The following is a 26739-nucleotide window of genomic DNA, read 5'->3' as shown; positions in this document are numbered from 1 at the left end:
CATCCCGCAACCGACCCGAGGGGCTTCGTTTATCCGGTAGGCACATGGAACGCAGGCTCGCCGCCGTGATGATTGCCGACGTTTGCGGCTATGGGCTGCTTACCCAGGCCGACGAGGAGGGTACCTGCGCCCGCTTTCAGGCCGACCTGCACGAACTATTCGAACAAAGCATCGAGACGCATCGCGGCCGGTTGATCAAGACCATGGGCGACGGCCTGCTGGTCGAGTTCCACAGCGTCGTCGAGGCGGTCCGATGTGCGGTCGAGGTGCAGCGCGCCAAATCTGAAAGTCGCGGCGTGGACGCGGGGCGGCTGCAATTTCGCATCGGCATCAATCTTGGCGACGTGATCGTCGAGGGCGACGACATTCACGGCGATGGCGTCATCATCGCCGAGCGCCTGCAGAGCCTGGCCGAACCGGGCGGCATCGTCATCTCCGGCACCGCCTATGACCAGGTCGAGAAGCACCTCGACGTCGGTTTCGTCTTTCTCGGCGAGCAACGCCTGAAACACGTCGAAAAACCGGTTCGGACCTACCGTCTCTGGCTGGACGAAGCCCACGCCGGCAAGCCGAAGGCCAAAGCACACCGTGGAAGACGCTGGGTCGCGCTGGCCGCGGCATCTGCCCTGGCATTCGCAGCCGCCGTCGGTGCCGCCTGGTGGCGCCCGTGGCAGCCGCCTGCCGACATCCGACCGGCTCAGGCCGTGGACTTCAGCCAGGCAGACAAGCCCTCGATCGCCGTGCTTCCGTTTGCCAATGTCAGCGATGACCCCAAGCAGGAATTTTTCGCCAATGGCATGACCGACGGCCTTATCACCGAACTGGCCCAGATCTCCGGCCTGTTCGTCATCGCGCGCAACTCGACGTTCACCTACAAGGGCAAGTCGGTGACAGCCAGGCAGGTGTCGGAAGAGCTCGGTGTCCGATATGTGCTTGAAGGCAGCGTCCAGCGTGCCGGAGAGCAGCTTCGCATCAATGCTCAGCTCATAGATTCCCTTGATGGCGGACACGTCTGGGCCGGAAAGTTCGACGGATCGCTCACCGACGCCTTTGCGCTGCAGGACGAAGTGATGCGCGGCATTGCCGAAGCGCTTGCGTTGCGGCTGGACCCTGACCAGCAGATGGCCTTCGGGCGCAAGGAAACGGCCGTGCCGGCGGCCTTTGATGCGTTCCTGCGCGGCTGGGAGCATCACCGGCGCACCACGCCCGAAGACTTCGCGAAGGCACTGCCCTACTTCGACCAGGCGATTGCGCTCGATCCCGCCTATGGACGTGCCTATGCCGCCGCAGCCATGGTCTATGCGCGCATTTATCTGTGGCGCTGGCACTATCAGCTGGGCATCACGCGCTTCGAGGCGCGAGCCAAGGCGCGGCAGTTTCTGCGGATGGCGCAGAAACATAAGACGGCACTCACCTATCAGGCAGCGGCCCTCCTTGCCGAAGCGGATTGGCGGCATGCCGACGCGCTCGCAGACCTTAAGGAAGCGATCGCGCTGGAACCCGGCGACTCCTGGAGCTACGCATTGACGGCCTTCGTGCTGACATCCGCCGGCCGGCCGGCGGAGGCCCTGCCCTATATCCGCACGGCGATCCGCCTCGATCCGCACTCCCCGTCCTTCTTCCTGTACGTCCTCGGCCTGACGCAGTTCAGCCTGGAGGATTTCGAAGCGGCAGCGGCAGCGGCGAAAAGCAGTATCGCACTCAACCCCCAGGATGACGGTCCTTTCCTTCTCCTTGCCTCTGCCGCCGGACATCTCGGTCACCGCGCGGAGGCTGAGGCGGCAGTCGCCCGCTACGACGCGCTTCGCATCAGCCGTGGCGGAACGCCCGTCTGCATTTCAGAGCGCCCGCCGCTGGACCTGGCGCAGCCGCATGCCAGCGAGAAGCTCTATCAGGGACTGCGTCTGGCGGGCGTGCCTGAGACCCTGATGAACACCGACGTCAGCATTCGCGACAGGCTGCCAGCCGATGAGCTCCGTTCGTTGTTCTTCGGGCACCGGTTGCGTGGACGCATGCTGGATTCGGGCGAGGAACAAGAAGCTGTCGTTTCGCCCGAGGGCATCGCCACCTTGACGGGAGACTGGGCTTCGCTCGGCGCCGGCAGGATGAGCAACGTCGAGGTCCGGTTCGAGAAGGACGAGGTTTGTTTCCTGTGGCTGAAAACGACGAACCTTTGTGGGGTGGTCTCGCGGAACCCCGGAGGACTGAGCGCCCGGGAAAACGAGTTCATCTGGTACCATGGCGACAGAGCCTTCACCTTCTCGCAGGTGCGCTAGCCATGGCAGAAGCGACGCAGGCGCCAAACCGGTTGCGGCCCTAGTGCGTCACCCGCTGCAGCACGCTGAACTGGAAGGCCTGGGTCGAATTCCACGGGGTCGTGTGCTGGTGCTTGACATGCTCGACAAGCCGGAAGGACGGTCCGATCACTTCGGCGAGTGCCGCCGGATCGTAGCGCACCACCGGTAGGCCACTGCAGCGCTCCGGACCATCGGGCGCGAAGGTGGCGATAACCGCGTACCCGCCAGGCGCGACGGCCGCCGTCAGGCGCTCGATATAGGCAGCCCGGTCGTCCGGATCGGTCAGGAAATGAAAGGCGGCGCGGTCGTGCCAGATGTCGTAGGTCCGATCCGGCCGCCACGCGGTCACATCGGCCGCAACCCAGTGGACCGCGTCGGCCCGCAGCCCGAGCCTTGCCCTGGCGGCATCGAGCGCCGCCGGCGACAGATCGAGCACCGTAACTGATTTCATGCCCTCGTCGAGCAGCGCATCCACCAGCCGCGAGGCGCCGCCGCCGACATCGATCAGCGACGCGGTGGCGATCGTCACGTGCCTGCGGATGAGATCGAGCGAAACGGCGGGCGCATCTTCGAACCAGCTGACCCCCGCTTCGCCTTTCGATTGATAGGCTTTGTCCCAATGGGCTCGTCTGGTTTCGTCCTGCATTGCAACACCTGTCTCCGAGCGCGCGGCCGTAGTTGAGCGCTCCTTTCTTCCCAGTGAATTCTACAGCGGAACGGTGGAAGATGCTGGGGTTTGAGGCTGGTCCCTTCTGTCGCCCGGATCCCGACGATCTCCGCTGACGCCCCCTTCTTCGGCTATCTGCCAAGCAGCCCGTCCAGCCAGCGCCGGTCGAGTACCGCCTCCAGCTCGCCGGCGACATCGTCAAGCGCCGCGTCCACCGACTGGCGGTAGTTGCTCGCCCCGCCTTCGATGCCGAAACTCTGCAAAAGTGCTGTGCGATAGGCGTCGCTCGTGAACAGCCCGTGCAGATAGGTGCCCATCACCCGGCCGTCGGCAGAAAGCGCGCCATCCGCACGGTTGTCGATGCGCACCGAAGGCCGGTCGCAATCGGCCCCTTGCGTCTTGCCCAGGTGGATCTCGTAGCCCTCAAGCGCCACGTCATGCTCCAGCGACCAGGCGCGGCTGTTGCGCACCGTCTTTTCCGGCGCCATCTCGGTCTCGACGTCGAGAAGCCCGAGGCCCTCGACGGCGCGCTCGCCGCCTTCGATACCGAGAGGATCGGTCACGCGCCGGCCGAGCATCTGGTAGCCGCCGCAAATGCCGATGACACGGCCGCCGCGGCGCACATGGCGCTCGAGATCGCGATCCCAGCCTTGCGCCTGAAAATCGATGAGGTCGCCGATGGTCGATTTCGACCCGGGGATGACGACGAGGCCGGCATCGGCGGGGATCGGGTTGCCCGGCCGGACGAAGACGAGATCGACCTCCGGCTCGGCGGCCAGCGGATCGAGGTCATCGAAATTGGCGATTCGCGACAGCACCGGCACGGCAACCTTCAGCGCCCGTCCCTCGCCGCGCGTCAGTTTCTCCAGCACGACCGAATCTTCTGCCGGCAGCCTGGCTGCTGCCTTCAGCCATGGCACGACGCCGAAACAGGGCCAGCCGGTGAATCGATTGACGGCGGCGGTGCCATCATCGAACAGCGTAACGTCACCGCGGAACTTGTTGATGAGGTACCCGGTGACCATGCGCCGGTCCTCGTCCGAAAGGATCGCATGGGTGCCGACGAGCGAGGCGATCACCCCGCCGCGGTCGATATCGCCCACGAGCACGACCGGCACGTCGGCGCGTGTCGCAAAGCCCATATTGGCGATGTCGCCGGCGCGCAGGTTGATCTCGGCCGGCGAGCCTGCGCCCTCCACGACCACGAGATCGGCGCCGACCGAGATCTGTTCGAAGCTTTCCAGCACGGCGCCAAGCAGCTTCGGCTTCAGCGCCTGGTACTCCCGGCCTTTGGCCTGCCCCGCCACCTTACCCTGCACGACGATCTGGCTGCCGACATCGGACTGCGGCTTCAGAAGCACCGGGTTCATATGCACGGACGACGGCACGCGCGCGGCCAGCGCCTGCAGCCATTGCGCCCGGCCGATCTCGCCGCCGTCGTCGGAAACGGCGGCGTTGTTCGACATGTTCTGCGGCTTGAACGGCCGGACCTTTAAGCCCTGATTGGCGGCGAGCCGGCAGAGCCCCGCCACCAGTACCGATTTTCCGACATCCGAGCCGGTTCCCTGCAACATGATCCTGCGTGTCATGCGGCCATCGGTAACACTGAAACGGTCAGCGGCAAAGGTCTGTTTCGACACGATTTCGCCGCAATTGAGCGAGGCTTCTCACGCATTGTTTCGGCCTTTCGCAAGGCTTGTCGAAAATGCCGCGGCTGGTAGCCAAAATGCGACATCACGTGGCGAGTTTGGCATTCATTTTGTTGCGGCGCACACCTATATCAACGGCATAGCAACAAGCTCCGGGGGATAGGCCTCCGGCCTCTCAAGGTTCACGTCCATGCTGTACATCTTCAGCAAGCCCAACTTCGTTCAGATCGCCTGGAACTCCAAGGTTCCGACCAGCCAGTCGCGCGTGCGCAACCTCGTCGTCGACGCCCCCTTCGGCCCGCTCGGCTTCATCCGTACGTCGAACGTCGGCTAGGTCCGCGATCGGGGCGTAGATGCCCCTTCGAGCTCTCCTCCCAGAGCCTCCTCCACCGCCCCATCCGGGGCGGTTTTTTTATGTCCGGGATGGTGCTGAAATGCGAAGGCCGCATCAACCTCGACAGAGGGATGCGGCCGCCAAAAAAACGCCTGGTCACTTCGGGGTAACGCACCGAAGGTTCGCTTGAAATCCGGGACGCACTACCTGATCCGGACCCGCGGCAGTCCCCCGCCGCGAGAAGAACAATTAGCTGGACATCGTTACCGGATGGTTATTGAGGATTTAACCAAAGATGAATTCCGGCTTTTTTTGAATTTTTTTCGCGACATGCGCGACAATCGCCGTGACGCAATCACGACAGGAAACGTCAGGATCTCGACAGGGATTCGAACGATGTGGCGCATAGCGCCATTTTTTGCGGCAGGAATTGTCGGTATTGCTTAAATTCGGCCTTCCTCATGCTCAAAAAGCGCCCGCCGGCGATGTCGCAGACAGAACGCGTAAAGAGCGGCGGCGACCCGACGTTCCGATTGAAGAGGTTGATTTCTCAATGAGAATACTTAGGCTTGGCTGGCGGTATAAGAGGAGATTGGCTGGCGACAGGGTTCCGCGGCCAGGGCTGAAAACGAACTCCCGCACCGTCCGCAGCAAGGGTGAACCTTGGCTTAATTTGATGCCGAACCCCAGGCTGCATAGTTGCTCCGGGTGACGGAGGATGCTCGGCATCCGCCGTGGGTTCCCGTTTGGAAATTGGCTGCAAATAAAGACTGGGAGGTCTTGCAACATGAAGAAACTCCTCGCTTCCACCATTCTCGCCGCGGGCCTCTATGCTCTGGCGGGTTCCGCGCAGGCTGCGGAATGCGGTGAAGTCAGCATTGCCGAAATGAACTGGGCTTCCGCCGGCGTCGCCGCCCAGGTGGACAAGTTCATTCTCGAAAACGGTTACGGCTGCACCGTGACGCTGGTCACCGGCGACACCATGCCGACCTTCGCTTCCATGAACGAAAAGTCGCAACCCGACATGGCGCCGGAACTCTGGGTCAACGCCGTGCGCACGCCGCTCGACGCCGCGATCAAGGAAGGCCGACTGATCGAAGCCGCCAAGATCTTGAGCGAAGGCGGCATCGAGGGCTGGTGGATCCCGAAATTCCTCGCAGACGCGCATCCTGACATCAAGACGGTGCAGGACGCCCTGAAGCATCCGGAACTCTTCCCGTCGCCGGAAGATTCGTCGAAGGCCGCCGTTCACAATTGCCCGTCGGGCTGGAACTGCCAGGTCTCGACCGCCAATCTCTATCGGGCACTGGACGCGGAAAAGGCCGGCTTCCTGCTGGTCGATACCGGTTCGGCCGCCGGCCTTGACGGCTCGATCGCCAACGCCTTCGAAAAGAAGACCGGCTGGCTCGGCTACTACTGGGCGCCGACCGCCATTCTCGGCAAGTACGAAATGACCCGCCTCTCCTTCGGCGTCGACCACGACAAGGCCGATTGGGACGCCTGCACCGCCGTGCCGGACTGCCCGACACCGAAGGTCAACTCCTACCCGGTTTCCGACGTCTACACGGTCGTGACCAAGTCCTTCTCCGAGAAGGCCGGCGTCGCCATGGATTACGTCAAGGCGCGCAAGTGGGACAACGGCACCGTCAACAAGGTTCTCGCCTGGATGGACCAGAACCAGGGTACCAACGAGGATGGCGCCAAGCACTTCCTCGCCGAGTTCCCGGACATGTGGACCCAGTGGGTGAGCCCGGAAGTGGCCGAAAAGGTCAAGGCGGCACTCTGACACGACACAAGGGCAGGCGCGCCGTCCCTGACGGCCGCCTGTCCGTTCCGGTTGTGATATCGGAACGGGGACAATGCAGCGCTCTTGCGGGTTCCGTTCGAACGCGCGTCGTTCCAGAGGCGGCGAAGCGAGGCCGTCCGCGTCGCAAACAGTAAAGCGGACGCCACATTTCGCTGACACAGTTCAAGAGCCGGGCCCAAAGAGGTCACCAGCAGTGTGCGCAGGCATCGACGCAAATCGATGCCGAGACGCAACCGGCGAGACAAAAGACTTCCGGCCAAGAAGGGGATACATATGGCATCCATCTGCAGTGTCTTGCCAGCTTTGCTCTGCAAGTTCCCTGCCATTGACGAAGGCACGATCCGGCTCGCTCGCAAGACCGTCGACGACGGCTTCAAGGGATTCGTGCGGTCCTATGGCGACATCATCGACAGGATGGTCCAGCCGCTTCAATGGTTCCTGAACTACCTCGAAAGCCTGTTCGTCGGCTCGCCCTGGATCCTGGTCCTGGTGCTCATGGTGGCGGTCGTCTATTTCGGCAGCCGCAACATCAACGTCACCATCGGGACGGCGCTGTCGATGATCGCCATCGGCCTTGTCGGGCTTTGGAACGACACGATGGTCACGCTTGCGATGGTCACCGTCTGCACGCTCATCTCGATCGTCATCGGCATTCCGATCGGCATTCTGATGGCGCGCTCGGACCGGGTGCAGGCCTTTATCAACCCGATCCTCGACGTCATGCAGACGATGCCGAGTTTCGTCTACCTGATCCCTGTCGTCATGGTCTTCGGCCTCGGCAAGGTGCCGGGCCTCATCGCGGTCGTCATCTACGCCGTGCCGCCGATGATCCGGCTGACCAATCTCGGCATTCGTCTCGTCGACAAGGAAGTGATGGAAGCGGCCGACGCCTTCGGCTCGTCGTCCTGGCAGAAACTGAAGAATGTGCAGATGCCGCTCGCCTTGCCGACCATCATGGCCGGCATCAACCAGACGATCATGATGTCGCTGGCGATGGTTGTCGTCGCTTCGATGATCGGCGTCGGCGGCCTCGGCAAGAACGTGCTGCAGGCGATCGCCAACCAGTTCTTCACCGTCGGCTTCCTCAACGGCTTTGCCCTTGTCGGCATAGCCATCATTTTCGACCGTACCAGCCAGGCCTTCGGCAAGCGGCTGCAAAAGCACTCGGAGGTTATCCATGGCTAGTCACGCGATCGAGGTGAAGAACCTCTACAAGATCTTCGGACCCCGCGGCGGCGACTTTGTCGACGCCGTCAAGAAAGGCTTGGGCAAGGCCGAGCTCAACGAGAAGCACGGCCACGTGCTCGGCCTGCAGGACATCAACATCTCCATGCCCGCCGGCGGCGTCATGGTGGTCATGGGTCTCTCCGGCTCCGGCAAGTCGACGCTGATCCGCCACATCAACCGGCTGATCGACCCGACCTCGGGCGAAGTGCTTTATGACGGTGTCGATGTCTGCAAGATGAACGACGACGCTCTCCGGGAATTCCGCCGCCACAAGACGGCGATGGTGTTCCAGAAATTCGCGTTGCTGCCACACCGTACCGTGCTCGACAACACCGTCTACGGCCTCGAAATCCAGGGCATCGAGCGCAAGGAGAGCGAGAAGCGTGCGCGCGGCTGGATCGAGCGCGTCGGCCTCAAGGGCTTCGAGAACCACTATCCGAACCAGCTTTCGGGCGGCATGCAGCAGCGCGTCGGCCTTGCCCGCGCGCTCACCAACGATGCCGATATCCTCTTGATGGACGAAGCCTATTCGGCGCTCGATCCGCTGATCCGCGTCGACATGCAGACCGTGCTTCTCGACCTGCAGAAGGAACTGAAGAAGACCGTCGTCTTCATCACCCACGACCTCGACGAGGCGCTGCGCCTCGGCGACAAGATCGCCATCCTGCGCGACGGACGCGTGGTGCAGCAGGGCACCGGCCAGGAGATCGTGCTTTCGCCGGCCGACGACTACATCACCGCTTTCGTCAAGGAAGTGAACCGTGGGCGGGTGATCAATGTCGAAACGATCATGCGCCCGCTCTCGGGCAATGCCGAAGGCGTACCGCTCGTGACCGGCACCGTGCTGGAATCGGCCGCCCGCATGATGACCGCTGCCCGAGTCACAAGCGCCCATGTGGTCGACGTCAACGGCCGCCCGATCGGTGCACTCGACCTTTCCACCGTCATCTCCGCCATGGTCACGCCAACGAGCCACGAGGATCGCGCGGCGGCTTGAAACGGGATGATCGGGGTCAGCCGCGCCAACTGACGAGGCGCCCCTCATCCGCCTGCCGGCACCTTCTCCCCGTTCTGACGGGGAGAAGGGACTCGCGGCAAGGCCGCATTCCCTAACCTGACAAGATCATCCAGCTCCCCAGCCAATGGCTGGCGGTTGGCGACCGGGCACGTCCCCTCGCTCCGCCTGCGGGGAGAGGGTTAGGGTGAGGGACAGACTTTCTCGCCGATGATCAATCACAAGAACCGAAGATTCGGCTTAGAGGCGGATTGAACCTGTATCGGAAGGCGAGTCTGCCCCCCGACAATCGAAATCGAAACGCGTGTTAGTTCGTCGTGTTCGCTGCCGTTGCCGCTGCAACCGGCTCGGCGACGCTTGCAGCGCTTGCGTCTTCCTTCGGCGGCAGGAACTTGTCGAGCAGAGCGATCATGTCGTCGTCGCGCGCCTGTGCAGTCTTGCCGCCCATGACGACGGCGACGAGGCGGGTGCCGCCGCGCTTGGCAGACGTCACCAGGTTGTAGCCGGAGGCGTCCGTATAACCGGTCTTGATGCCGTCGACGCCTTCGTAGCGCTTCATCACGCCGTTATGGCCGCGCAGCTTCATGCCGCGAAACTCGATCGTCTTGTTGGCGAAAAGCTGGAACTCCTGAGGAAAGTCGCGCATCAGCGCGAGACCAAGCGTCGCCATGTCGCGCGCCGTCGTCACCTGGGCCGGATCCGGCAGACCGTTGGCGTTCTTGAACACGGTGCGGCTCATGCCGAGAGCCTTGGCCTTGCGGGTCATCATCTCGCCGAAGGCGGGCTCGTTGCCGGCAAGCGTCTCGCCGATGACGACGGCTGCGTCGTTGGCCGAAAGCACGACCATGCCCATGACCGCTTCGCGCACGGTGATCTGGCGGCCAGCGCCGACGGCAAGCTTGAACGGCTCAAGGCCGTTGGCGTGTTCGGAAACGGTCAACTTCTGGTCCCATTGCAGGGTGCCGTTCTTCAGCGCTTCGAAGGCGAGATAGATCGTCATCATCTTCGTCAGCGAGGCCGGAAAGTTCAGCTCGTCCGCATTGTCGGCTTCGAGAATCGAGCCGGTCTCGGCGTTGACGACAAAATGCGCCTGCCCGGCAGCGGCAAAGGAGGCGCTGCCAATGAGCAGGCTCACGGAGACCGCGGCGGACGCGACCATACGGATAAGGGACTGCATATCGTGTTTTCTCGTTTCGACGCTATCGAACGACCTCGGGACGAAAATCGTGATCGAATTATGGAAGACATGCCGCTGAAAACGGCAGCGGCCGCGTTTTCCACGGCCAAGACATCCCCGCCTTTTTACGGGTAGGAGGCCGGCGCGGCAAGCACCTGCGGCAATCCGTCTGCAAATATCACATTCCCGGCGACCGAGGCACCAAGCCGTCGCCGCGGGCAGGACCATCTCGCGCTTCACCGAGGTTTAACCTGATTGCGCCAAGGTGACCGTCTCCCCTGCCCGGCCAGCCTCAACGGCGACACCGGCGTGGGTTCACAAACGAAGGCGTCGCCCGCGACGCGGCAAACTTCCACCCGTTTCGGCAGGCCATGCACCCGAACTCAGCCACGGCAAACCTATCCACCGAGCGTCAGCGGGTGCCGGCTGCCTTCGATGCCGGCCTGGCGGAGCTCGTCCACGGTCTTGCCGCGCTGCTCTCGGGCCTTGGCCTGTTCCTCATCGTCTTCACGCTGATCCCGTTTGAGGGCGCGGTAACCACGGACCCCAACGCCGCCAACGAAGGGAATATCATCAACCAGGTCGGCTACCTGGTGCTCGGCGCGATCTATCTGTTCGCCATGCTGCTTACGGTCGACAGGCGGATATTGGCGCGCCTCGTCTCGCCAAGCTGGATCGCGATCTTCGCGATCGCCTATCTCTCCTGCCTGCAGTCCTATGACCCTGCGGCTTCCGCCCGCGGCCTGACGCTGAGCCTCATTGCGATGATCATGGTGGCGGGCGTACTGGTGCTGCCGAGGAGCGAGCGGGATTTCGTCAATGCCGGCGCCAACGCGATCCTGCTTCTGATCCTGATCGACTATGCCGCGCTCTTCGTGGCGCCCGACCGCGCCATCCATTCGGCCTTCGGCGACGAACCTTGGCACGCCGGCTTCTGGCGCGGCCACCTGCTGCACAAGAACGTCTCGGCGCCGGTCTTTTCCATCCTCTGCATGTTCGGCATCTATTGCCTGCGTGCCGGTGCGCCGCTGCGCGGCTGGGCAATCACGCTTCTTGCGGCCAATTTCGTGCTTCATACCGGGTCGAAGACGACGATCGGCTTCCTGCCGATCGCGATCGGCCTCGTCTTTGCCGGGCGCGCCGTGCGCAGCCCCAGCCTGATGATCCTCGCCCACCTCGCCATGTCGGCTCTGATCTTCGGCCTGACGCTTGGCAGCATCTATTCCGACACGCTGCTTTCGATCACCAAGGCCCTGATCGACGATCCGACATTTACCGGCCGCGACGACATCTGGAAATTCGCCAGTGCCAGCATCGCCGAGCGCCCGTGGCTCGGCCAGGGCTATGCGAGTTTCTGGCTATCGCCCGTGATCATGGGAATGGAAGCGAATTTCGAGGCGAGCTGGGACGTGCGCGGCATCGTTACCGGTCACAACAGCTATCTCGACGCGGTGCTGATGTTCGGCGTGCCGGGCGGCATCCTCATGACGGCCCTCCTCTTCGTCAAACCGCTCTTCGATTACATCCGCGCCTATCGTCGCCCGCAGGCGCGGATCTTTGCCGACTTCTGCGTGATGGTGGTCATCTTCATGACCTATAATGCCATGCTCGAAAGCTTCTTCCTCAATCGTGCCGACCCGATGTGGCTGCTGACCGCGCTTGCCGTCTTCGGGCTCGGGCTTGCCGGCCGCATGAGCATGCGCGCGGAAGCGCCAGCCTCCCGACGCTGAACGCTTGCCAAGACATAAAGATATCTTTATATCTTAGTGTAATCTCTTCTAGCCGGGAAAAACCGATGACCGCAGCATCCAATGTCCTCTCCTCTCTCCTCGCCGAAAAAGGCATTCTTCTCGCCGACGGCGCCACCGGCACGTCGCTCTTCGCCATGGGCCTGGAGGCCGGCGAAGCGCCGGAACTCTGGAACGAGAGCAAGCCGGAGAACATCACCAAGCTGCATCAGGATTTCGTCGACGCCGGCGCCGACATCATCCTCACCAACACCTTCGGCGGCACCCGCCATCGCCTGAAACTGCACCAGGCGGACGACCGCGTGCATGCGCTGAACAAGCGCGCCGCCGAGATCGCCCGCGCCGTTGCCGACAAGGCACCGCGCAAGGTCATCACGGCCGGCTCCGTCGGCCCGACCGGCGAACTGCTGATTCCGCTCGGCGCGCTTTCCTATGAGGACGCGGTTGTCGCCTTCATCGAGCAGATCGAAGGCCTGAAGGCCGGAGGCGCCGAAGTCGCCTGGATCGAAACCATGTCCTCGCCGGACGAAATCCGCGCCGCCGCCGAAGCCGCTGCCAAGGTGGGCCTGCCCTACGTCTATACCGGCTCCTTCGACACCGCCGGCAAGACGATGATGGGCCTGCATCCGAAGGATATCCACGGTGTCGTCAGCGATCTCGGCAACGGGCCCGTGGCCGTTGGCGCCAATTGCGGCGTCGGCGCTTCGGACATCCTTTCCTCGCTGCTCGACATGACCGAAGCCGCCCCTGAGGCGACCGTGATCGTCAAGGGCAATTGCGGCATTCCGGAATTCCGCGGCTCCGAGATCCACTATTCCGGCACGCCGCCGCTGATGGCCGAATATGTACGGCTTGCGGCCGATGCCGGCGCCAAGATCATCGGCGGCTGCTGCGGCACCACCTGCGACCACCTCGCCGCCATGCGCGTGGCGCTGGACGAGCATGTGCGCCGCGAGCGCCCGACGCTGGAGCTGATCATCGAAAAGATCGGCCCCATGCGCAACAAGACCGCCAACGAAACGGCAGCCGCGCCGGCCCGCGAGCGTCGCAGCCGTCGCGCCTGATCTGAGCGACAAGCCAAATCAAAAGCAAACGCCCCGGCATCGCATGATCCGGGGCGTTTGTTTTTTGGAGATTGATGGACAGCGCCCGGTAGTGGCACACGCCGTTAAAGATCGGCGCTCCCGAAGAGCGGCAGGCCACCAGGCTCACGCCAGGAAAGAGCATCGCGCTCCGCCGCCTGGATGAAGGAGCGGTAGAAGTCGAAGGCACGGCCCATCTGGCGTGACCCTTGCGCGGAGAAATGCCCGAAGTCCTCGAAGAGCGAGACGCCCTTGTCCTCGACCTTGCAGCTATCCGCATCGCAGAGATAGTTCATGAAGCTGACGACCGGATATTCGTCGGCGATATCGGCGACCACCTTCAGCACGTCCTGATCATACTTGCGCACGTCCTTCAGCGCCGGCTCGCAGCGCTGATCCGGTTCGCCGAGCAGCCGTGCCCTCGCCACGCAGAGCCCCGTGTCGCGGCCGTCATGCGGCGTCGGCGCCACGAAGACGGCTTCGAAGCCGTTGGCCTCCAGCCAGGCGAGCGTCGTCCGCAGGCCATCGCTGAGGAGGCTCACTTCCGACGGCATTTCCTTGCGGCCGTCGACGAGCACCTTCTCTTGCTGCAGATACTGGCTGAGTTGCGAGGACAGAACGACGTAGCGGATCGACCGGTTGGCGAGCAGAAAGCGGCGGACGTCGTCGTTGTAGCGCGCGCAGTCCTGCGGCCAGTTGCGACCGAGCCGGGGAACGACGGGCGCCAGGTTCAGGAACGGACCGCAATTGTTCTTGGCAAGCTGCACCAGCCGCACGTCCGGCTTCGAGGCGATGACGCCATCGACGAGATGGCGAGCAAAGGAATCGCCCCAGACCGCGACTTCCGGCTTCGGGCTGGTGGCGCATGTGAGATCGGCAACCGCATCGCATTTCTTGCCGAGACCGACGCTCGGCTGTGTCAACTGCGCGAGCTCGCCGTTCCGGGCAACCAGTCCGTCCGAACCATCGAAGCCGAAGCCGAGTGCGATCGCCGCCGATCCGGCGGCAAGCGTTGCGCCGAAGACCGCGCCGCGCCCGAAGCGCTTGGGATTGCGGAAGGGCTGCTCGACAAAACGCCAGCTGAGATAGGCGAGCGCGAAACACAGCACGATCAAGAGCGCATAGCCCTCGGCCGGGATGCCGTCGATCGCCCTCAGCCGCGCGAAGGCGAAGACCGGCTGGTGCCAGAGGTAAAGGCTGTAGCTGATGAGGCCGATCGCGACCAGCGGCTTCAGTGACAGCAGCCGGCCGACGGCAGTGTCGCCGCGCGCAAAGGCAAGAACCAGCGCCGTTCCGAGCACCACGGGCACCGTCGTAAAGCCGGGATAGAAGGCCGATTCCGGCACGAAGAGATAGCTCGCGACGATCGCGGCCAGGCCGAGGCCCGAGAGCAGTTCGCGGCGGCCTTTTGCCAGATCGAGCCTCACGGCGCCCATAAGCGCCAGGGCCGCACCGATGCCAAGCTCCCAGAAACGGCTGGGCAGAAGATAGAAATTCGCGGCCGGATCGACCCGCGCCAGGAGCTGCGTCATCGCAAAACTCAAGGCGACGAGTGCCAGCACGACCTTCAGCGTCGTTGCCGCAGACACACGGCGCAGCACAAGCAGGAGCAGCGGAAAGACGAGATAGAACTGCTCCTCGACCGCCAGCGACCAGGTGTGCAGCAGCGGCATCAGATCGGTGCTCGGCTCGAAATATCCCGTCTGATCCCAGAACAGGAAATTCGAGGCGAAGAAATTCACGGCATAAAGGCTCTTGCCAAACGTGTTGAGCTCCTGCGGCAGCATCCACAGAAGCGCGAAAGGGATCGAAACGGCACAAACCAGCAGGAGCGCGGGCGCGAGCCGGCGGGCCCGCCGCTCGTAAAAGCGGACGATGCTGAAGCTCCCGTCGTGGATTTCGCTATGAATGATCGAGGTGATCAGAAAGCCGCTAATGACGAAGAAGACGTCGACGCCGGCAAAACCGCCGGCAACAAGGCCGAAACCGGCATGGAACAGGAGGACTGGCACCACGGCAAGCGCGCGCAGTCCATCGATTTCGGGTCTGTAATGCATCAGCAGGGGGAACACTCGGTGGCAGGGGCCGCTGGTTAACACGGCCCTAACGACAGGACCATTGCTGCCCGGTCTATATCCACATTCGCGCGATTTCTGGGCACGGCCGCCAACCGGCACCGCGGCGACCGAATGCCGCCGCGGGAAAGCACGAGATATCCTTCGGCTTGCGGGTGTCAGGCGGATGCACGAAGCCCGGTGAGATGCCGGCGCCAGGCATCGAGCCCGATCTCGATGTCCTTGCGGCCGAAACCGACACGGAAGCGATCGGTTGCGACCGGAAGAAGATCGGAAACGAAGAGGCTCGAAGGAAGGAGCAAGACGCCCGACTCCTCCACGAGACGCCGGCAATGGGTCTCGACACCGTCGGCGCCGAGATAGCGGGCAAATCCGACGCAACCTCCGTCAGGTGCCCGCCATTCGTAGAGATCGGGAAACTCGGCGAAGAAGGTACCGAGCTTTTCGAGATTGGCAGCGACCAGCGCCCGGTTGCGATCGAGGATAACAGCGCGGGCCTTGAGCGCGATCGTCGCCAGCACTTCCGACGGTCGCGAATTGCAGATCGACAGGTAGTGCTTCATCTTCTCCATGCGCTCGAGCAGTGCGTGGTCGCGGCAGGCGATCCAGCCGATCCTGAGGCCCGGAAGCCCGTAGGCCTTGGACATGACGTTCAGCGAGATGCCGCGCTCGAAGCACTCGGCCGCCTGCGGCAGCCGAAGCGAGGGATCGCGTTCCAGGCCGCGATAGACCTCGTCGCTGAAGAGATGGATGCCGCGCTCGGCGCAGAGCGCCACCAGAGCCCGGAACGTTTCCTGGTCGGCGATGGCGCCGGTCGGGTTATTGGGGAAGTTGATGCAGATCAGCCGGGTATTGGGTCTCAAGGCAGCGCGCACGTCGGCGATATCGAGCCGCCAGTTGTTTTCCGGGCGGAGCGGCACACCGGTGACGGCACCGGCGATCGTTACCGGCAAAGTTTCCATCGACTGGTAGTTCGGGACCGTCACGATCGCATGGTCACCCGGCCCAAGCAGCGCCAGCATGGCGCAATAGAGCCCCTCCTCCGCGCCGGCGAAGCAGAGGATGTCTGCGGCCGAAAGCCCTTCATAGGTGGCAGCGATCGCCGCTCTCAACGCCGGCGCGCCATGGGTCTCGGTATAGCCGAGCGTCACGCTTTCCCAGGCGGCGCGGTCCTCGTCGTCGGCAAGTGCGAGCAGATCGCTCATGCTTATCGTCTGGCTGTCGCTCGCCGTCATGTGGTGGCGGGCATTGAACTCCCAGCGGGAGAAATGGGTTTCGAGGCGGAAATCGGGCAAGGTCGTCATGGAAGTCTCCTCTTCTCGGCGCCCGGCGGCGCGCGAAACGGTTGCAGATCAGGCAACTACGGGGAGACGCGAAGCGGTCTCCGTCCGGAATTGCGCGTGTTTCAAATCAGGGTGCCTCGCCGCGTGCCGCAGCAAGATAATTGTAGATCGAGGCGCGGGAGGCGCCGATGAGGCTTGCCAGGTGATCGACGGCATTGCGCGTCTGGAACAGTCCGCGTCCATCGAGTGCTGCCACCAGCGCCACGCGATCGCCGCGCTTCAGGGCCGAAAGTGCCAGCCCCCGCTCCTTCAGCCAGCCATGCAGCGTCGCATTGATCTCCTCGCGCCAATCGCGCGCAAAAAGCGCCTGTGGCCTCGGCTGTTCGGCGCCGGCGAAAGCCGAAAGCAGCTTCACCGCGGTATCGATCATCGACATGTCAAGATTGATGCAAAGCAGGCCGACCGCTTCGCCCGCCCCGTCACGCAGCACGGCGGAGATCGACTTGAAGCGCCGGCCATCCGTGCCGGTTTTTTCATAAGGACCGAGCACGGCGTCGGCGCTGCCGACCGCGGCGAACTCTTCCTCGATCAGCGAATCTTCGCCGACCGCGCGCCCGGAAAAGCAGTTCCAGATCCCTGCAACCGTACCGGTCCTGAGATCGTGCAGCACGACTTCTCCATGCGGATAGAGCAAGGCGCTGATCGCAGCGGCCGTCGGCGCATGCGTGGCGAGGATGGAGGCGAAGGCGGGTGCAATGGTCATGCCCGCTTATTTCTGAATTTGGATTTATTGTCAATATTGGACGATTTGCTCAGTAATGACATATGCGCTACAGCTTGCGTACCGATAGCCGCTGGCCTATCCCCGATGACAGGAAGATTCGCTGCTCGCCTGTTCGTACCGGAAACGGACGAAAACATGCAGCAATTCAACGTGCTACAGCGACCCCATGCGCGCCTCACAAGACGCGCCGCGCGGTCGGAAACGCAGACGGGAGACTTACATGAACGCCGGCCCAGCCTCCTTTCCCGACCGGGATACGGTCGCCGAGAAGCTTGGGGCTTTCGCCGAAGCAGACCAGTCCTTCCTGCGCCTGCTGATGGAAAACCCCGAGCAGGACGAGCGTCTGATGGATGGCCTTTATCGCCACCTCGACCTCGCCTCGGAGGCCAAGTTCCTGAACTCCCTGAAACTGGAAAAGCTCGGGCAATGGTTCGGCAACACGGCCCCAGCGCGCCTGCAGATGCGCCTGATGGAAGCCGGCCGCTCCAGCCAGCACGCCGCCTACCAGGCGTTCAAGGCCGGGCTTTCGAAGGCCGGCGGTCTGGACCGCGCTTTTCCGAAGGCGTGAAACGACAGCCCCTCCTCGATATGAGCCCGACCGTCGTGGGGGGCGATAGTGCAAGCTCCAAACCTCATCCGCCCTCATTCCTGTGCTTGTCACAGGAATGAGGGCGGATGAGGCCGCCAATCGCCCCTCACCCTAACCTCTCCCCGCAGGCGGGGAGAGCGACGGCTACGTCTCCACTTGTCCTCGATCTCCAGGGCAAGGCGCGAATGGGCCGCTGTGGGTATGAGCGGGTGCCATGCGTTTCCTTCTCCCCGCAGGCGGGGAGAAGGTGGCGGCAGCCGGATGAGGGGCTTCCCTCACCGTGTGGATGAGGGGCGAGCCCACTCAAACCGAGCCACCTTCAATTGCGCGAACCATTGAGTCCCTTCGCCAGCCGCACGAGATTGACGAACTCGCTGCGATAGCCGAACGGGTCGGCGCCCTTGGCAGCGGTGGCAAGGTCGATGACTGAGTCATAGGAATAGTCAGCGAGGGCCGATGCGCCCGAGAGCTTCTGCCCGAAGGCCGCAACCGCGACGGAGAAGCGGACATCGTTGGGCGCCTCAGCGAGCGCCGGCACTGCATTGGCCTCGGTCACCGGCGTGGTGATCAGTTCGCTTTTGTCGCCGTCAGGCTTCTTGTAGCGGATCTTCAGGAAGGCGAGCTCGCCGCCATGCGGGCTTGCGTCTGCCGCCGGCTTCTGTGCCTCCGCATAGCGCAGGTCGTCGTTCAGCACCGCCGGGCTGCCCGTCGGCGTCACCTCGTAGATCGCCGTGACGCTATGGCCGGAGCCGATATCGCCGGCGTCCACCTTGTCGTTGTTGAAGTCTTCGCGCTTCAAGGCGCGCGTCTCGTAGCCGATCAGCCGGTATTCGGCGATCGCCGCCGGATTGAACTCGACCTGCAGCTTGACGTCCTTGGCAATCGGGAAGAGCGACGAGCCCGCCTCCTCCACCAGCGTCTTCTGCGCTTCGGCGAGCGTGTCGATATAGGCGGCCGTGCCATTGCCGTTCTGGGCAATCGTCTGCATCAGCGCGTCGTTGTAGTTGCCGCGGCCGAAGCCGAGGACCGACAGGAAGATGCCGCTTTTGCGCTTGTCCTCGATCAGCCGCTTCAGGTCCTCGTCGCTCGACGGGCCGACGTTGAAATCGCCGTCCGTCGCCAGCATGACGCGGTTGACCCCGCCCTTGACGAAGGCTTTCTCGGCGAGCGCATAGGCCGCATCGATGCCTTCGGCGCCGGCCGTCGAACCGCCCGGCTGCAGGGTATCGATCGCGGCAAGGATCTTCGCCTTGTCCTTGACGGCGGTCGGCTCCAGCACCGTTCCGGCATTGCCGGCATAGGTGACGATCGAAACCGTATCTTCAGGCTTCAATCTCTCGACGAGCAGCCGGAAGGCGCTCTTCAACAATGGCAGCTTGTCCGGCTCGTCCATGGAGCCGGAGACGTCGATCAGGAAAACGAGGTTTGCCTTCGGCGCTTGCGCTGGCACGACGTCGTAGCCCTTGATCGCCACATGCATCAGCCGTGTGCCGCCGTTCCACGGCGTCGGGGTCACCGTCACCGTCGCCTTGAACGGCTCGGCGGCGGTTTCCGGGCGCGGCCAATCATAGGGGAAGTAATTGACCATCTCCTCGACCCGCACGGCGTCACGCTCCGGCATCTGCCCTTCCATCAGCGAGCGGCGCACGAAGGCGTAGGACGCGGTGTCGACATCAACCGAGAAGGTGGAGACCGGCTCGGTCAGAACGCTTTTGACCGGATTGCTGTCGGCCTTGCCGAAGCGCTCGCGGTTTTCCGGCGGTGCGATCAGGCTCTCCTCTTGGGCGATCGGCGCAGGCTGATAGGTCATCTGCGGCTGCATGCCACCGACGGCCGACAGCGGGGCGGCGCTGTCGCGCGCAACGCCGTTGGCCATTGCATCCGCAGCGGGCGCTGCGGCCTCGCTCTCCACCGCTGCGCTGGCGGGCGCCTCCAGGGTTTTTGCCTCCCGCTGGCGCGCGAGTTCATCTGTGGCCGCCTTTTTGGCCACCATCTGCGGCTCGGGCCTTTGCCTTTGCATTTCCTTCTTCGCCTCGTCCTTCAGCGCGATCTCCTGCGCGCTCTCGCCGAAGGGCGCACCGTTGCGCGTCAGTTCGAGCGTCAGAAAGGCTGCGGCGGGCACGACGAGCAGGGTGGCGAGTGCCGATCCGGCAAGCAGTTTCCGGTTCATGATGGGGCTCCATATCCGGTTGAAGATGGAGCTTTGACGAACCGGCTGGACCGATCCTTGGGTGGCAGTCGAATTTTCTTGCCGCTCGTCGAAGGCCTGCATGGCGGCAGTGAGCGCGCGGGCGCGCGCTTCCGCAGATGCCTTCGGCGGCGTAAGCCGGCCAAGCTTTTCGAAATCGTCGCTCATGGTCACACCGCCTCCTTGCCGAGCAATGTCTTCAGTCGCTTGCGCGCCTCGTGCACATGCCAGGATATGGTTGCTTCCGAGCATCCGAGCACGTCGGCGGCAGCCGCATGACTCAGCCCCTCGGCGTAAACGAGCAGCACCGCATCGCACTGCTTTTCCGGCAGGTCCCGCACCGCCGCCCACAGCGCCTCGCGCTGCGCCTCATCGGGATCCTCGGGCGGAGCGATCGTCGCCTGCTCGCTGGCATAGGCCTGCATGCGCCGGTCATCGCGCGCCTGCCGTCTCTTGTGATCGCGGGCGGCATTCAAAGTCAGCGTGTAAAGCCAGGTGCGAAACCGGCTGGTGCCGCGAAAACCGCGGATCGCAGCGCCTAAGCGCAGGCAGACATCCTGGGCGATATCCTCGGCATCCGACGCGTTGCCGGACCAGCGCCAGGCGACCGCATGGACAAAATCATAGTGTCGTTCGACCAGCTCACCAAAAGCCTGCCGGTCTCCACCTACCGCCTTTTCGACGAGTTCAGCGTCCAAATCCGTGCCCGCCCTCACCTCATTTGAACCTTAGACGTTGCAGGCTGCCCGTTCCTTGGGTGGAAGACATATTTTTTTCGAACGGGATGAGAAAAAGTGTGTGCGGTTTTCCGCCCGCATCCCGCGTCCAGAGAAAATCAGCGGGGAAATTTCCCGACGACGGCGATCATCGGCCCCATCGGAAACAGCCGGTCGTGACGATCGATCTCGGGCGCGTAGACGCTGGAAATCGTACCGTCGAGGAAAAGCGCATTGGGGCAATCAAGCGTGTCACGAAAGAGCGTCGCGAAATCGTGGAAACGCACCGGGCGTTTCGAGATGACGAAGACAACCTCGCCATTCTCCGTCACGCCGACGCCGTTGCGGGTCTTTAGACTGGTGCTATCGGGCAGGAAGCGCGGATGCAGCTTTCCGTCGATCACCAGCATCGGCCCGGATTGCGTGGCGAAGCGCGGTGTGATCCCGGCATCACGATAGGCTTCCGCCGCCATCACCCCCGCCTTGCCGTCGTCGATGTAGAACACCCCATTCGGCAGCAGATGGAAATTGCCCCAGCCGGTATTGGTGTTGAGCGGCGCCTGCTCGCGCCCCTCCTCGATGTGCAGCCCGACCGGCGACAGGTCGTCGTGATACATGCCGCCGTTCATGGCGAAGCTCATATACTCGTCACGGTGGCGCAATTCGAGTGACAGCGCCCGGAACGACCGGAAGGGCACGCCCGCCTGGTCTTTATTGTAGAGGCGGATATCGCTCTCGGCAGGATCAAAGCTGCAGGCAACGTAGTCCTGCCCGAGATGGCTGACGTCACGGCAGGCGCCAGCCGTCGGACCGGCAAGACCAGCGGAAAGAACGGCACCTACGAGAAAAGGTTTTGGAAAAAGCGGCATGGCGAAAGGTCCAATCGAATCAGCCACCAAGCATGACGGAGATTGCGGCGGTTCTGGCGCAACGCCAACGACAAGCATCCGCCCTCAGCCGGCGGCGATCAGCCCCATGGCAATCACAAGTCCATAACTCCCGACCGCAGCCGCCAGCCCGAAGATCACGCAAAGGCAGGCAAAGCCGCCGACACCTGCGAGCGCATAGGATTTGGGATCGCGGTTCAGCACATCCTGCGACAGCGAAAGCAGCAGGCGCTTTTCCCTGAGCGTCGTCGCGAGCTTCACCGCATGGCGCTTCGCTTCCTTCCGCACCTCGCCAAAATTGTTGCCGATGGCGAGGAAGGTCAGCAACAGGCCAAGGGCGCTGATGGTCAGTGCGAATTTCCGGAGCAGGTCGATGGCGTCGGGAAGGAAACCGCCCGAAAAGACCGAACGGTCCACCAGCGCATCGAAGCCGGTGATGCAGGCGGCAATGACGGCGGCGTGGCCGGCGCCGATCGCCAGCAGGCGCTTGAAGGCTTCATCGAGGACCTGGCTGTTTGCGGCGTGGATGCTGTTAAGGCGAGAGATCTGCGCTTCCACCTCCTCACGCGAAAGGTGCGGAGGATAGTTACTCACGGATACGACTGGGCTACCTCTCATACGATGGACTCCAACGCCACGCCGTCCAGATCGGTGTAAATTCGATAATATTATCTTTCCAAGACATCTCCAATTTTAGTCATTTTGGAGATTTGCACCATCTTTGCAGACAAGGAGGTCAGCCGGGCGGCCGAGACCACAGCGATTTTGGGGCGCCGACCCCAGTCATAAAGGTGATCGATTCTCGTAAGTTAGAGCGTGATGCAGAGGAAAACTGCGGACCCACCGGGATCAAGCTTTAGAGGCTAAGCGCTGCCATATGGAAGCGAAGCTGTTCCTGACGATAGCGATAGTCACTCCCGACAGGACAGGCATCGCGCGAAAGACAGCCTGCCGACAGGCAACCCCTGGCCGCTTCGCTGCGCAGATGCCCGCGGCAGAGGCCGACATCGAAGCGCTCTTCGACAAGCGCATTTGCTGGACAGGCTGACATGCAGGGCTTTGCGGCACAACGATCGCAAGGGTGCTGCGCCGCCCGCTCGCCGGTTTCGGGAAGCGGCCTGTCGAAAGCAAGGGCGCCACGATAACCGTGCCAGAGCCCGTAACGCGGATGGATGAGGATGCCGAGCGGCGAAGGTTGCAGGCCCTCTGCCCGCATCGCCCATTGCTGGAAGGGCTGCCACGGCGGATCGGATGGGAAATAGACGGTCGCCCCGCAGGCTGCGGCAACCGGCCCTATCACCATCTTCGACCAGGTGTCGAGCGGATCGGCACCGCCACGATCCGGCAGGCCCTCCCGCCAGGCATTGAAGGCCTGCCACAGCGAGCCGCCGATATTGCCGATCAGCAGCACGCTTGCCGCCGGTCGCCCATCGGCCAGCAGCGGTGCTGCCTCTGCGGAAGAGAAGTTCAGCGTTCCGCGCAAAAAAAGTCCGTGCGGCGCCAGCGCCGCACGGACTATCTCGACAATCTTGTCCGCTGTCGCGGAAGGCGCCGTCATTTCGGTTTCGGCCCCTGGTGTTCGTAATGCGGGCGCCAGACCTCCTTCTGGATCATGTCGGCCACCTGCGCCGCGCCGCCTTGCTCCCTGGCTCGCTCGGGACCCTTTCAGGTGAAAGCGTCCGGCATCGAATTCTTGCGCTGGTCGATAAAGGCCTTGAGCTTTTCGTCGATCGCGGGATCGAGGTAAGGCGCTTCGTAGTGTTCCAGCCAGCTGCGGGCGAGCGCATTGGCACGCTGCTCGATGCGCTTTTCGCCTTCCACTTCCCACTGCTCGAAGGAATTGTTGTCGGCGAGCGGCGAGCGATAGAACGCGGTCTGGAAGTTGGCCTGGGTATGGGCGCAGCCGAGATAATGGCTGCCGGGGCCTACTTCGCGGATTGCGTCCAGCGCCTGGGCTTCTTCGGAGAGATCGATGCCCTCGGCCATCTTCTGCATCATGCCGAGCTGGTCCTGGTCGATCATGAACTTCTCGTAGGACGAGACGAGACCGCCTTCGAGCCAGCCGGCCGCATGCAGCACGAAGTTGGTGCCGGCAAGCAGCGTCATGTTGAGCGTGCTGGCCGATTCGTGCGCTGCCTGTGCATCCGGAACCTTGGAGCCGCAGAGCGAGCCGCCGGTACGGAACGGCAGCTTCAGGCGACGGGCGAGCTGGGCAGCACCGTAGGAAACCAGCGACGGCTCCGGCGTGCCGAAGGTCGGTGCGCCCGACTGCATCGAGATCGAGGCCGCGAACGTACCGAACAGAACCGGCGCGCCCTTGCGGATCAGCTGGGTGAAGGAGGCGCCGGCGAGAACTTCGGCAAGGATCTGCGTCAGCGTGCCGGCAACCGTCACCGGGCTCATGGCGCCCGAGAGGATGAACGGCGAAAGCACGCAGGCCTGGTTGTGGCGGGCATAAACCTTCAGCGCCCCCACCATGGTCTCGTCGAAGACCATCGGCGAGTTGGCGTTGATCAGGTTCAGCGTGACGCAATTGTTTTCGACGAACTCATCGCCGAATACGATCTTCGCCATGGCGATCGTGTCTTCCGCGCGCTCCGGCGCCGTCACCGAGCCCATGAAGGGTTTGTCGGAATATTTGATATGGCTGTAGACCATATCGAGATGGCGCTTGTTGACCGGGATATCGACCGGCTCGCAGACCGTGCCGCCCGACGAATGTATCGACGGCGCCATATAGGCAAGCTTCACGAAATTGCGGAAATCCTCGATCGTCGCATAGCGGCGGTTGCCCTCGAGGTCGCGCACGAAGGGAGGGCCGTAGACCGGCGCGAAGATCGTCGCCTTGCCGCCGACCTGGGCGCTGCGCTCCGGATTGCGGGCATGCCAGGTAAATTCTGAAGGCGCCGTCTTCAGGAGTTCGCGGCAGAGCCCCTTGGGGAAATGCACGCGCTGGCCGCGCACGTCGGCACCGGCCTCTTTCCAGAGTTCGAGCGCTTCCGCGTCGTCGCGGAATTCGATGCCGATTTCCTCAAGGATCGTGTCGGCATTGCGCTCGATGAGCTGCAGGCCTTCCTCGTCGAGGACCTCATATTCGCGAATCTTGCGCTGGATATAGGGCAGAGACGGTCCCGGACCGCCGCCGGTGCGCGACGCACGCCGTGCTGCCGCTCCCCGTCCCTCGCCACGCGAGCGGCGACCGCCGCCTTCACCCGCGCCCTGATCTGTCACGTCGCTCATTCGCTTTTCCTCTCCCGCGCATCACTTTTTGCGCCTTCAAGCATCAATTGGTCCTAATGCTACCAAGCATAGGGGGCCTTGCGGGTCTCAATGCGCCAAGGAGTGGCGCAACTCGAACACTACCGAGAAGCGACCACAGGACGCCAAAAACCGCGTGGCGCGAATATATTGTTTTTGTTAAGAATATGCAGGCGTCAAAAGAAGCTGCCCTCCCGTCGCTTTTTGTCATATGCGACGTCGCTTTCGAAAACAGATTTTTAGAAATCGAACGCTATGGATTGATGGACGCGCCCGGAATATTTGCGCGGCCGTGCCAGGAACCGAGGAACCCCAATATGGCAGACGATGAAATCATTCTCGAGGACCTTTCCGACGAAGAACTTGTGCAGCAGATGCACGACGACCTCTATGACGGTCTGAAGGAAGAAATCGAGGACGGGACCCACATCCTGCTCAAGCGCGGCTGGACGCCCTACGATGTCCTGACCCAGGCGCTGGTCGAAGGCATGCGCATCGTCGGCATCGACTTCCGCGACGGCATCCTGTTCGTGCCGGAAGTACTTTTGTCGGCTAACGCCATGAAGGCCGGCATGACCATCCTGCGTCCGCTGCTTGCCGAAACCGGCGCGCCGAAGCTCGGCAAGATGGTGATCGGCACCGTCAAGGGTGACATTCACGACATCGGCAAGAACCTCGTCGGCATGATGATGGAAGGTGCCGGCTTCGACGTCGTCGACCTCGGCATCAACAACCCGGTCGAGAACTACCTCGAAGCGATCGAGCGCGAGCAGCCGGACATTCTCGGCATGTCGGCGCTTTTGACCACCACCATGCCCTATATGAAGGTCGTGATCGACACGCTGAAGGAAAAGGGACTACGCGACGACTACGTCGTTCTCGTCGGCGGTGCGCCGCTGAACGAAGAATTCGGCAAGGCCGTCGGCGCCGACGCCTATTGCCGCGACGCGGCGATCGCCGTCGAAACCGCCAAGGACTTCATGAAGCGCAAGCACAACCGGCTGGCAGCTGGCTAAGCTTCGGGCAATCCGAGATGAAAAAGCCGGCCGCAGAAGTGAAATCCGCGGCCGGCTTTCTTATGTCTGGCTGGTTCGGCGTGGCCGACGGAGGCCGTGCCCAGTCGTTTGCCGTCAGGCTTAGTTGACGGAGTGTGCCACCTTCTTCCCGGCCGACTGTGTCGCGTTGACAGTGTTTGCAGTATCCTGCCCGATGCCGCGGATGGTGTTGCCGCAGGCGGTGAGCGTTGAGAGGGCGACGAGAACGGCGCCGACGGTTGCAAGGGTCTTTACTGTCATGGTCAGGTTCCTTCCCGCTGATAGCCACATGGAATCAAGATGGAAAAAATATCGTCGGCAATAGAACGTGCACAACCGAAAAAAGTTCACGTGATCGGTTGTGGCGCCATCGCGCGCGAAATCCTGGCGATCTGCGAGGCAAACGGGCTCGCCCATATCGACCTCAACTGTCTGCCCGCCATCTGGCACAACACCCCGGACAAGATCACCCCCGGCGTGCGCGATGCCATCGCCAAGGCGCGCGCCGAAGGCTTCGAGCGCATTTTCGTCGCCTATGCCGATTGCGGCACCGGCGGCCATCTCGACCGGTTGTGCGAAGAAGAAAAGGTCGAGCGCATCCCCGGCCCGCACTGTTACTCCTTCTTTGCCGGCAACGCGGATTTCGCCCGCCGCTGGGACGACGACATCACCGCCTTTTTCCTCACCGATTTCCTCGCCCGCCAGTTCGAAGCCTTCGTCATCGAACCGCTCGGCCTCGACCGGCATCCGGAGCTGCGCGACATGTATTTCGGCCATTACCGCAAGCTGGTCTATCTCTCGCAGCAGGAGGACAAAGCCCTGCAGGAAAAAGCGAAGAAGGCAGCCGAAACGCTCGGATTGGAATACGAATATCGCTTCACCGGTTACGGCGATCTGGCGACGTCGCTGATCAGGGCGTGAT

The 26739-nt window shown here is 62.9% G+C and carries 24 protein-coding genes; 11 read left to right on the top strand and 13 right to left on the bottom strand.

What is annotated here, in order from left to right:
* The first annotated feature begins 44 nt into the window (after window positions 1-44).
* Window positions 45-2276, top strand: a complete 2232-nt coding sequence (locus tag ACTJKM_RS24735; RefSeq protein WP_440661164.1) for an adenylate/guanylate cyclase domain-containing protein — start codon at window positions 45-47, stop codon at window positions 2274-2276.
* A 40-nt stretch (window positions 2277-2316) separates the two neighbouring features.
* Here the strand turns inward: ACTJKM_RS24735 and ACTJKM_RS24730 are convergent, their stop codons facing one another.
* Together ACTJKM_RS24730 and ACTJKM_RS24725 are read right to left on the bottom strand one after the other, a co-directional pair.
* Window positions 2317-2943, bottom strand: coding sequence for a class I SAM-dependent methyltransferase (locus ACTJKM_RS24730; protein ID WP_058323196.1), 627 nt, complete (start codon window positions 2941-2943; stop codon window positions 2317-2319).
* 152 nt (window positions 2944-3095) lie between these two features.
* Window positions 3096-4553: a cobyric acid synthase gene (locus tag ACTJKM_RS24725; protein ID WP_058327065.1), complete on the bottom strand. Its 1458-nt coding sequence runs from the start codon at window positions 4551-4553 to the stop codon at window positions 3096-3098.
* Window positions 4554-4803: 250 nt separating this feature from the next.
* Here ACTJKM_RS24725 and ACTJKM_RS24720 point away from each other — a divergent pair, with 250 nt between their 5' ends.
* From ACTJKM_RS24720 to ACTJKM_RS24700, 5 genes are all read left to right on the top strand, one after another.
* Window positions 4804-4947 (top strand): hypothetical protein, encoded by a 144-nt coding sequence (locus tag ACTJKM_RS24720; protein ID WP_093234608.1) that lies wholly within the window; start codon window positions 4804-4806, stop codon window positions 4945-4947.
* 186 nt (window positions 4948-5133) lie between these two features.
* On the top strand, window positions 5134-5394 hold the full coding sequence (locus ACTJKM_RS24715; RefSeq protein WP_143032967.1) for a hypothetical protein: 261 nt from the start codon (window positions 5134-5136) through the stop codon (window positions 5392-5394).
* Window positions 5395-5734: 340 nt separating this feature from the next.
* A complete protein-coding gene (locus ACTJKM_RS24710; protein WP_057254177.1) occupies window positions 5735-6733 on the top strand; it encodes an ABC transporter substrate-binding protein in 999 nt (332 codons plus the stop codon).
* A 294-nt stretch (window positions 6734-7027) separates the two neighbouring features.
* Window positions 7028-7939 carry an ABC transporter permease gene (locus ACTJKM_RS24705; protein ID WP_057254175.1) on the top strand — a complete coding sequence of 304 codons (912 nt, stop codon included), beginning with the start codon at window positions 7028-7030 and terminating at the stop codon, window positions 7937-7939.
* Complete coding sequence (locus ACTJKM_RS24700; RefSeq protein ID WP_057254173.1) at window positions 7932-8978, top strand: quaternary amine ABC transporter ATP-binding protein; 1047 nt, start codon at window positions 7932-7934, stop codon at window positions 8976-8978. Before ACTJKM_RS24705 ends, ACTJKM_RS24700 begins: the two co-directional genes overlap by 8 nt.
* Window positions 8979-9303: 325 nt before the next feature.
* Here ACTJKM_RS24700 and ACTJKM_RS24695 read toward each other — a convergent pair whose 3' ends face one another.
* Complete coding sequence (locus ACTJKM_RS24695) at window positions 9304-10173, bottom strand: D-alanyl-D-alanine carboxypeptidase family protein (RefSeq protein ID WP_057254171.1); 870 nt, start codon at window positions 10171-10173, stop codon at window positions 9304-9306.
* Window positions 10174-10544: 371 nt separating this feature from the next.
* Here ACTJKM_RS24695 and ACTJKM_RS24690 point away from each other — a divergent pair, with 371 nt between their 5' ends.
* The gene (locus tag ACTJKM_RS24690; protein WP_058327010.1) at window positions 10545-11903 is read left to right on the top strand and encodes an O-antigen ligase family protein; all 1359 of its coding nucleotides are present in this window, start codon (window positions 10545-10547) and stop codon (window positions 11901-11903) included.
* Between the two features lie 65 nt (window positions 11904-11968).
* The gene (gene bmt / locus ACTJKM_RS24685) at window positions 11969-12985 is read left to right on the top strand and encodes a betaine--homocysteine S-methyltransferase (RefSeq protein ID WP_058323199.1); all 1017 of its coding nucleotides are present in this window, start codon (window positions 11969-11971) and stop codon (window positions 12983-12985) included.
* A 104-nt stretch (window positions 12986-13089) separates the two neighbouring features.
* On the opposite strand, the gene ACTJKM_RS24680 is transcribed toward bmt, so the two are convergent.
* From ACTJKM_RS24680 to ACTJKM_RS24670, 3 genes are all read right to left on the bottom strand, one after another.
* Complete coding sequence (locus ACTJKM_RS24680; protein WP_440661162.1) at window positions 13090-15060, bottom strand: acyltransferase family protein; 1971 nt, start codon at window positions 15058-15060, stop codon at window positions 13090-13092.
* 176 nt (window positions 15061-15236) lie between these two features.
* Entirely contained in the window at window positions 15237-16382 is a 1146-nt protein-coding gene (locus tag ACTJKM_RS24675; protein WP_058323201.1) for an aminotransferase class I/II-fold pyridoxal phosphate-dependent enzyme, read from the bottom strand.
* A gap of 106 nt (window positions 16383-16488) precedes the next feature.
* Window positions 16489-17124, bottom strand: coding sequence for a helix-turn-helix transcriptional regulator (locus tag ACTJKM_RS24670; protein WP_058327012.1), 636 nt, complete (start codon window positions 17122-17124; stop codon window positions 16489-16491).
* A 241-nt stretch (window positions 17125-17365) separates the two neighbouring features.
* Here ACTJKM_RS24670 and ACTJKM_RS24665 point away from each other — a divergent pair, with 241 nt between their 5' ends.
* Window positions 17366-17713 carry a hypothetical protein gene (locus ACTJKM_RS24665; protein WP_058323203.1) on the top strand — a complete coding sequence of 116 codons (348 nt, stop codon included), beginning with the start codon at window positions 17366-17368 and terminating at the stop codon, window positions 17711-17713.
* A 340-nt stretch (window positions 17714-18053) separates the two neighbouring features.
* On the opposite strand, the gene ACTJKM_RS24660 is transcribed toward ACTJKM_RS24665, so the two are convergent.
* From ACTJKM_RS24660 to ACTJKM_RS24635, 6 genes are all read right to left on the bottom strand, one after another.
* A complete protein-coding gene (locus ACTJKM_RS24660; protein ID WP_440661160.1) occupies window positions 18054-20096 on the bottom strand; it encodes a vWA domain-containing protein in 2043 nt (680 codons plus the stop codon).
* A complete protein-coding gene (locus ACTJKM_RS24655; RefSeq protein WP_058323214.1) occupies window positions 20093-20620 on the bottom strand; it encodes an RNA polymerase sigma factor in 528 nt (175 codons plus the stop codon). The genes ACTJKM_RS24660 and ACTJKM_RS24655 overlap by 4 nt, the downstream gene beginning before the upstream one ends.
* A 137-nt stretch (window positions 20621-20757) precedes the next feature.
* Entirely contained in the window at window positions 20758-21507 is a 750-nt protein-coding gene (locus ACTJKM_RS24650) for a phosphodiester glycosidase family protein (protein ID WP_440661158.1), read from the bottom strand.
* A gap of 84 nt (window positions 21508-21591) precedes the next feature.
* The gene (locus ACTJKM_RS24645) at window positions 21592-22143 is read right to left on the bottom strand and encodes a hypothetical protein (protein ID WP_156436840.1); all 552 of its coding nucleotides are present in this window, start codon (window positions 22141-22143) and stop codon (window positions 21592-21594) included.
* A 238-nt stretch (window positions 22144-22381) separates the two neighbouring features.
* On the bottom strand, window positions 22382-23083 hold the full coding sequence (locus tag ACTJKM_RS24640) for a 4Fe-4S dicluster domain-containing protein (protein WP_058327015.1): 702 nt from the start codon (window positions 23081-23083) through the stop codon (window positions 22382-22384).
* Window positions 23084-23190: 107 nt separating this feature from the next.
* The gene (locus ACTJKM_RS24635) at window positions 23191-24765 is read right to left on the bottom strand and encodes a trimethylamine methyltransferase family protein (RefSeq protein ID WP_058323207.1); all 1575 of its coding nucleotides are present in this window, start codon (window positions 24763-24765) and stop codon (window positions 23191-23193) included.
* A 335-nt stretch (window positions 24766-25100) separates the two neighbouring features.
* On the opposite strand from ACTJKM_RS24635, the gene ACTJKM_RS24630 reads away from it, so the two are divergent.
* The gene (locus ACTJKM_RS24630) at window positions 25101-25799 is read left to right on the top strand and encodes a corrinoid protein (RefSeq protein ID WP_057254147.1); all 699 of its coding nucleotides are present in this window, start codon (window positions 25101-25103) and stop codon (window positions 25797-25799) included.
* A gap of 120 nt (window positions 25800-25919) precedes the next feature.
* Here ACTJKM_RS24630 and ACTJKM_RS24625 read toward each other — a convergent pair whose 3' ends face one another.
* Window positions 25920-26078 carry a hypothetical protein gene (locus tag ACTJKM_RS24625; protein ID WP_057254143.1) on the bottom strand — a complete coding sequence of 53 codons (159 nt, stop codon included), beginning with the start codon at window positions 26076-26078 and terminating at the stop codon, window positions 25920-25922.
* A 39-nt stretch (window positions 26079-26117) separates the two neighbouring features.
* On the opposite strand from ACTJKM_RS24625, the gene ACTJKM_RS24620 reads away from it, so the two are divergent.
* Window positions 26118-26738, top strand: coding sequence for a DUF1638 domain-containing protein (locus ACTJKM_RS24620; RefSeq protein ID WP_058327016.1), 621 nt, complete (start codon window positions 26118-26120; stop codon window positions 26736-26738).
* Window position 26739: the final 1 nt, after the last annotated feature.

The sequence above is a fragment of the Ensifer sp. 22460 genome (assembly GCF_052044935.1).
GTDB lineage: Bacteria > Pseudomonadota > Alphaproteobacteria > Rhizobiales > Rhizobiaceae > Ensifer.
This window is presented reverse-complemented; position numbering and strand designations above follow the sequence as displayed.

Coding starts and splice junctions, on each gene's coding strand:
- ACTJKM_RS24675 (WP_058323201.1), bottom strand. CDS start 16,382: ATGACGACCTTGCCCGATTTCCGCCTCGAAACCCATTTCTCCCGCTGG.
- ACTJKM_RS24690 (WP_058327010.1), top strand. CDS start 10,545: ATGCACCCGAACTCAGCCACGGCAAACCTATCCACCGAGCGTCAGCGG.
- ACTJKM_RS24650 (WP_440661158.1), bottom strand. CDS start 21,507: ATGCCGCTTTTTCCAAAACCTTTTCTCGTAGGTGCCGTTCTTTCCGCT.
- ACTJKM_RS24695 (WP_057254171.1), bottom strand. CDS start 10,173: ATGCAGTCCCTTATCCGTATGGTCGCGTCCGCCGCGGTCTCCGTGAGC.
- ACTJKM_RS24720 (WP_093234608.1), top strand. CDS start 4,804: ATGCTGTACATCTTCAGCAAGCCCAACTTCGTTCAGATCGCCTGGAAC.
- ACTJKM_RS24635 (WP_058323207.1), bottom strand. CDS start 24,765: ATGAGCGACGTGACAGATCAGGGCGCGGGTGAAGGCGGCGGTCGCCGC.
- ACTJKM_RS24620 (WP_058327016.1), top strand. CDS start 26,118: ATGGAAAAAATATCGTCGGCAATAGAACGTGCACAACCGAAAAAAGTT.
- ACTJKM_RS24645 (WP_156436840.1), bottom strand. CDS start 22,143: ATGAGAGGTAGCCCAGTCGTATCCGTGAGTAACTATCCTCCGCACCTT.
- ACTJKM_RS24640 (WP_058327015.1), bottom strand. CDS start 23,083: ATGACGGCGCCTTCCGCGACAGCGGACAAGATTGTCGAGATAGTCCGT.
- ACTJKM_RS24705 (WP_057254175.1), top strand. CDS start 7,028: ATGGCATCCATCTGCAGTGTCTTGCCAGCTTTGCTCTGCAAGTTCCCT.
- bmt (WP_058323199.1), top strand. CDS start 11,969: ATGACCGCAGCATCCAATGTCCTCTCCTCTCTCCTCGCCGAAAAAGGC.
- ACTJKM_RS24730 (WP_058323196.1), bottom strand. CDS start 2,943: ATGCAGGACGAAACCAGACGAGCCCATTGGGACAAAGCCTATCAATCG.
- ACTJKM_RS24700 (WP_057254173.1), top strand. CDS start 7,932: ATGGCTAGTCACGCGATCGAGGTGAAGAACCTCTACAAGATCTTCGGA.
- ACTJKM_RS24665 (WP_058323203.1), top strand. CDS start 17,366: ATGAACGCCGGCCCAGCCTCCTTTCCCGACCGGGATACGGTCGCCGAG.
- ACTJKM_RS24630 (WP_057254147.1), top strand. CDS start 25,101: ATGGCAGACGATGAAATCATTCTCGAGGACCTTTCCGACGAAGAACTT.
- ACTJKM_RS24710 (WP_057254177.1), top strand. CDS start 5,735: ATGAAGAAACTCCTCGCTTCCACCATTCTCGCCGCGGGCCTCTATGCT.
- ACTJKM_RS24670 (WP_058327012.1), bottom strand. CDS start 17,124: ATGACCATTGCACCCGCCTTCGCCTCCATCCTCGCCACGCATGCGCCG.
- ACTJKM_RS24625 (WP_057254143.1), bottom strand. CDS start 26,078: ATGACAGTAAAGACCCTTGCAACCGTCGGCGCCGTTCTCGTCGCCCTC.
- ACTJKM_RS24680 (WP_440661162.1), bottom strand. CDS start 15,060: ATGCATTACAGACCCGAAATCGATGGACTGCGCGCGCTTGCCGTGGTG.
- ACTJKM_RS24725 (WP_058327065.1), bottom strand. CDS start 4,553: ATGACACGCAGGATCATGTTGCAGGGAACCGGCTCGGATGTCGGAAAA.
- ACTJKM_RS24735 (WP_440661164.1), top strand. CDS start 45: ATGGAACGCAGGCTCGCCGCCGTGATGATTGCCGACGTTTGCGGCTAT.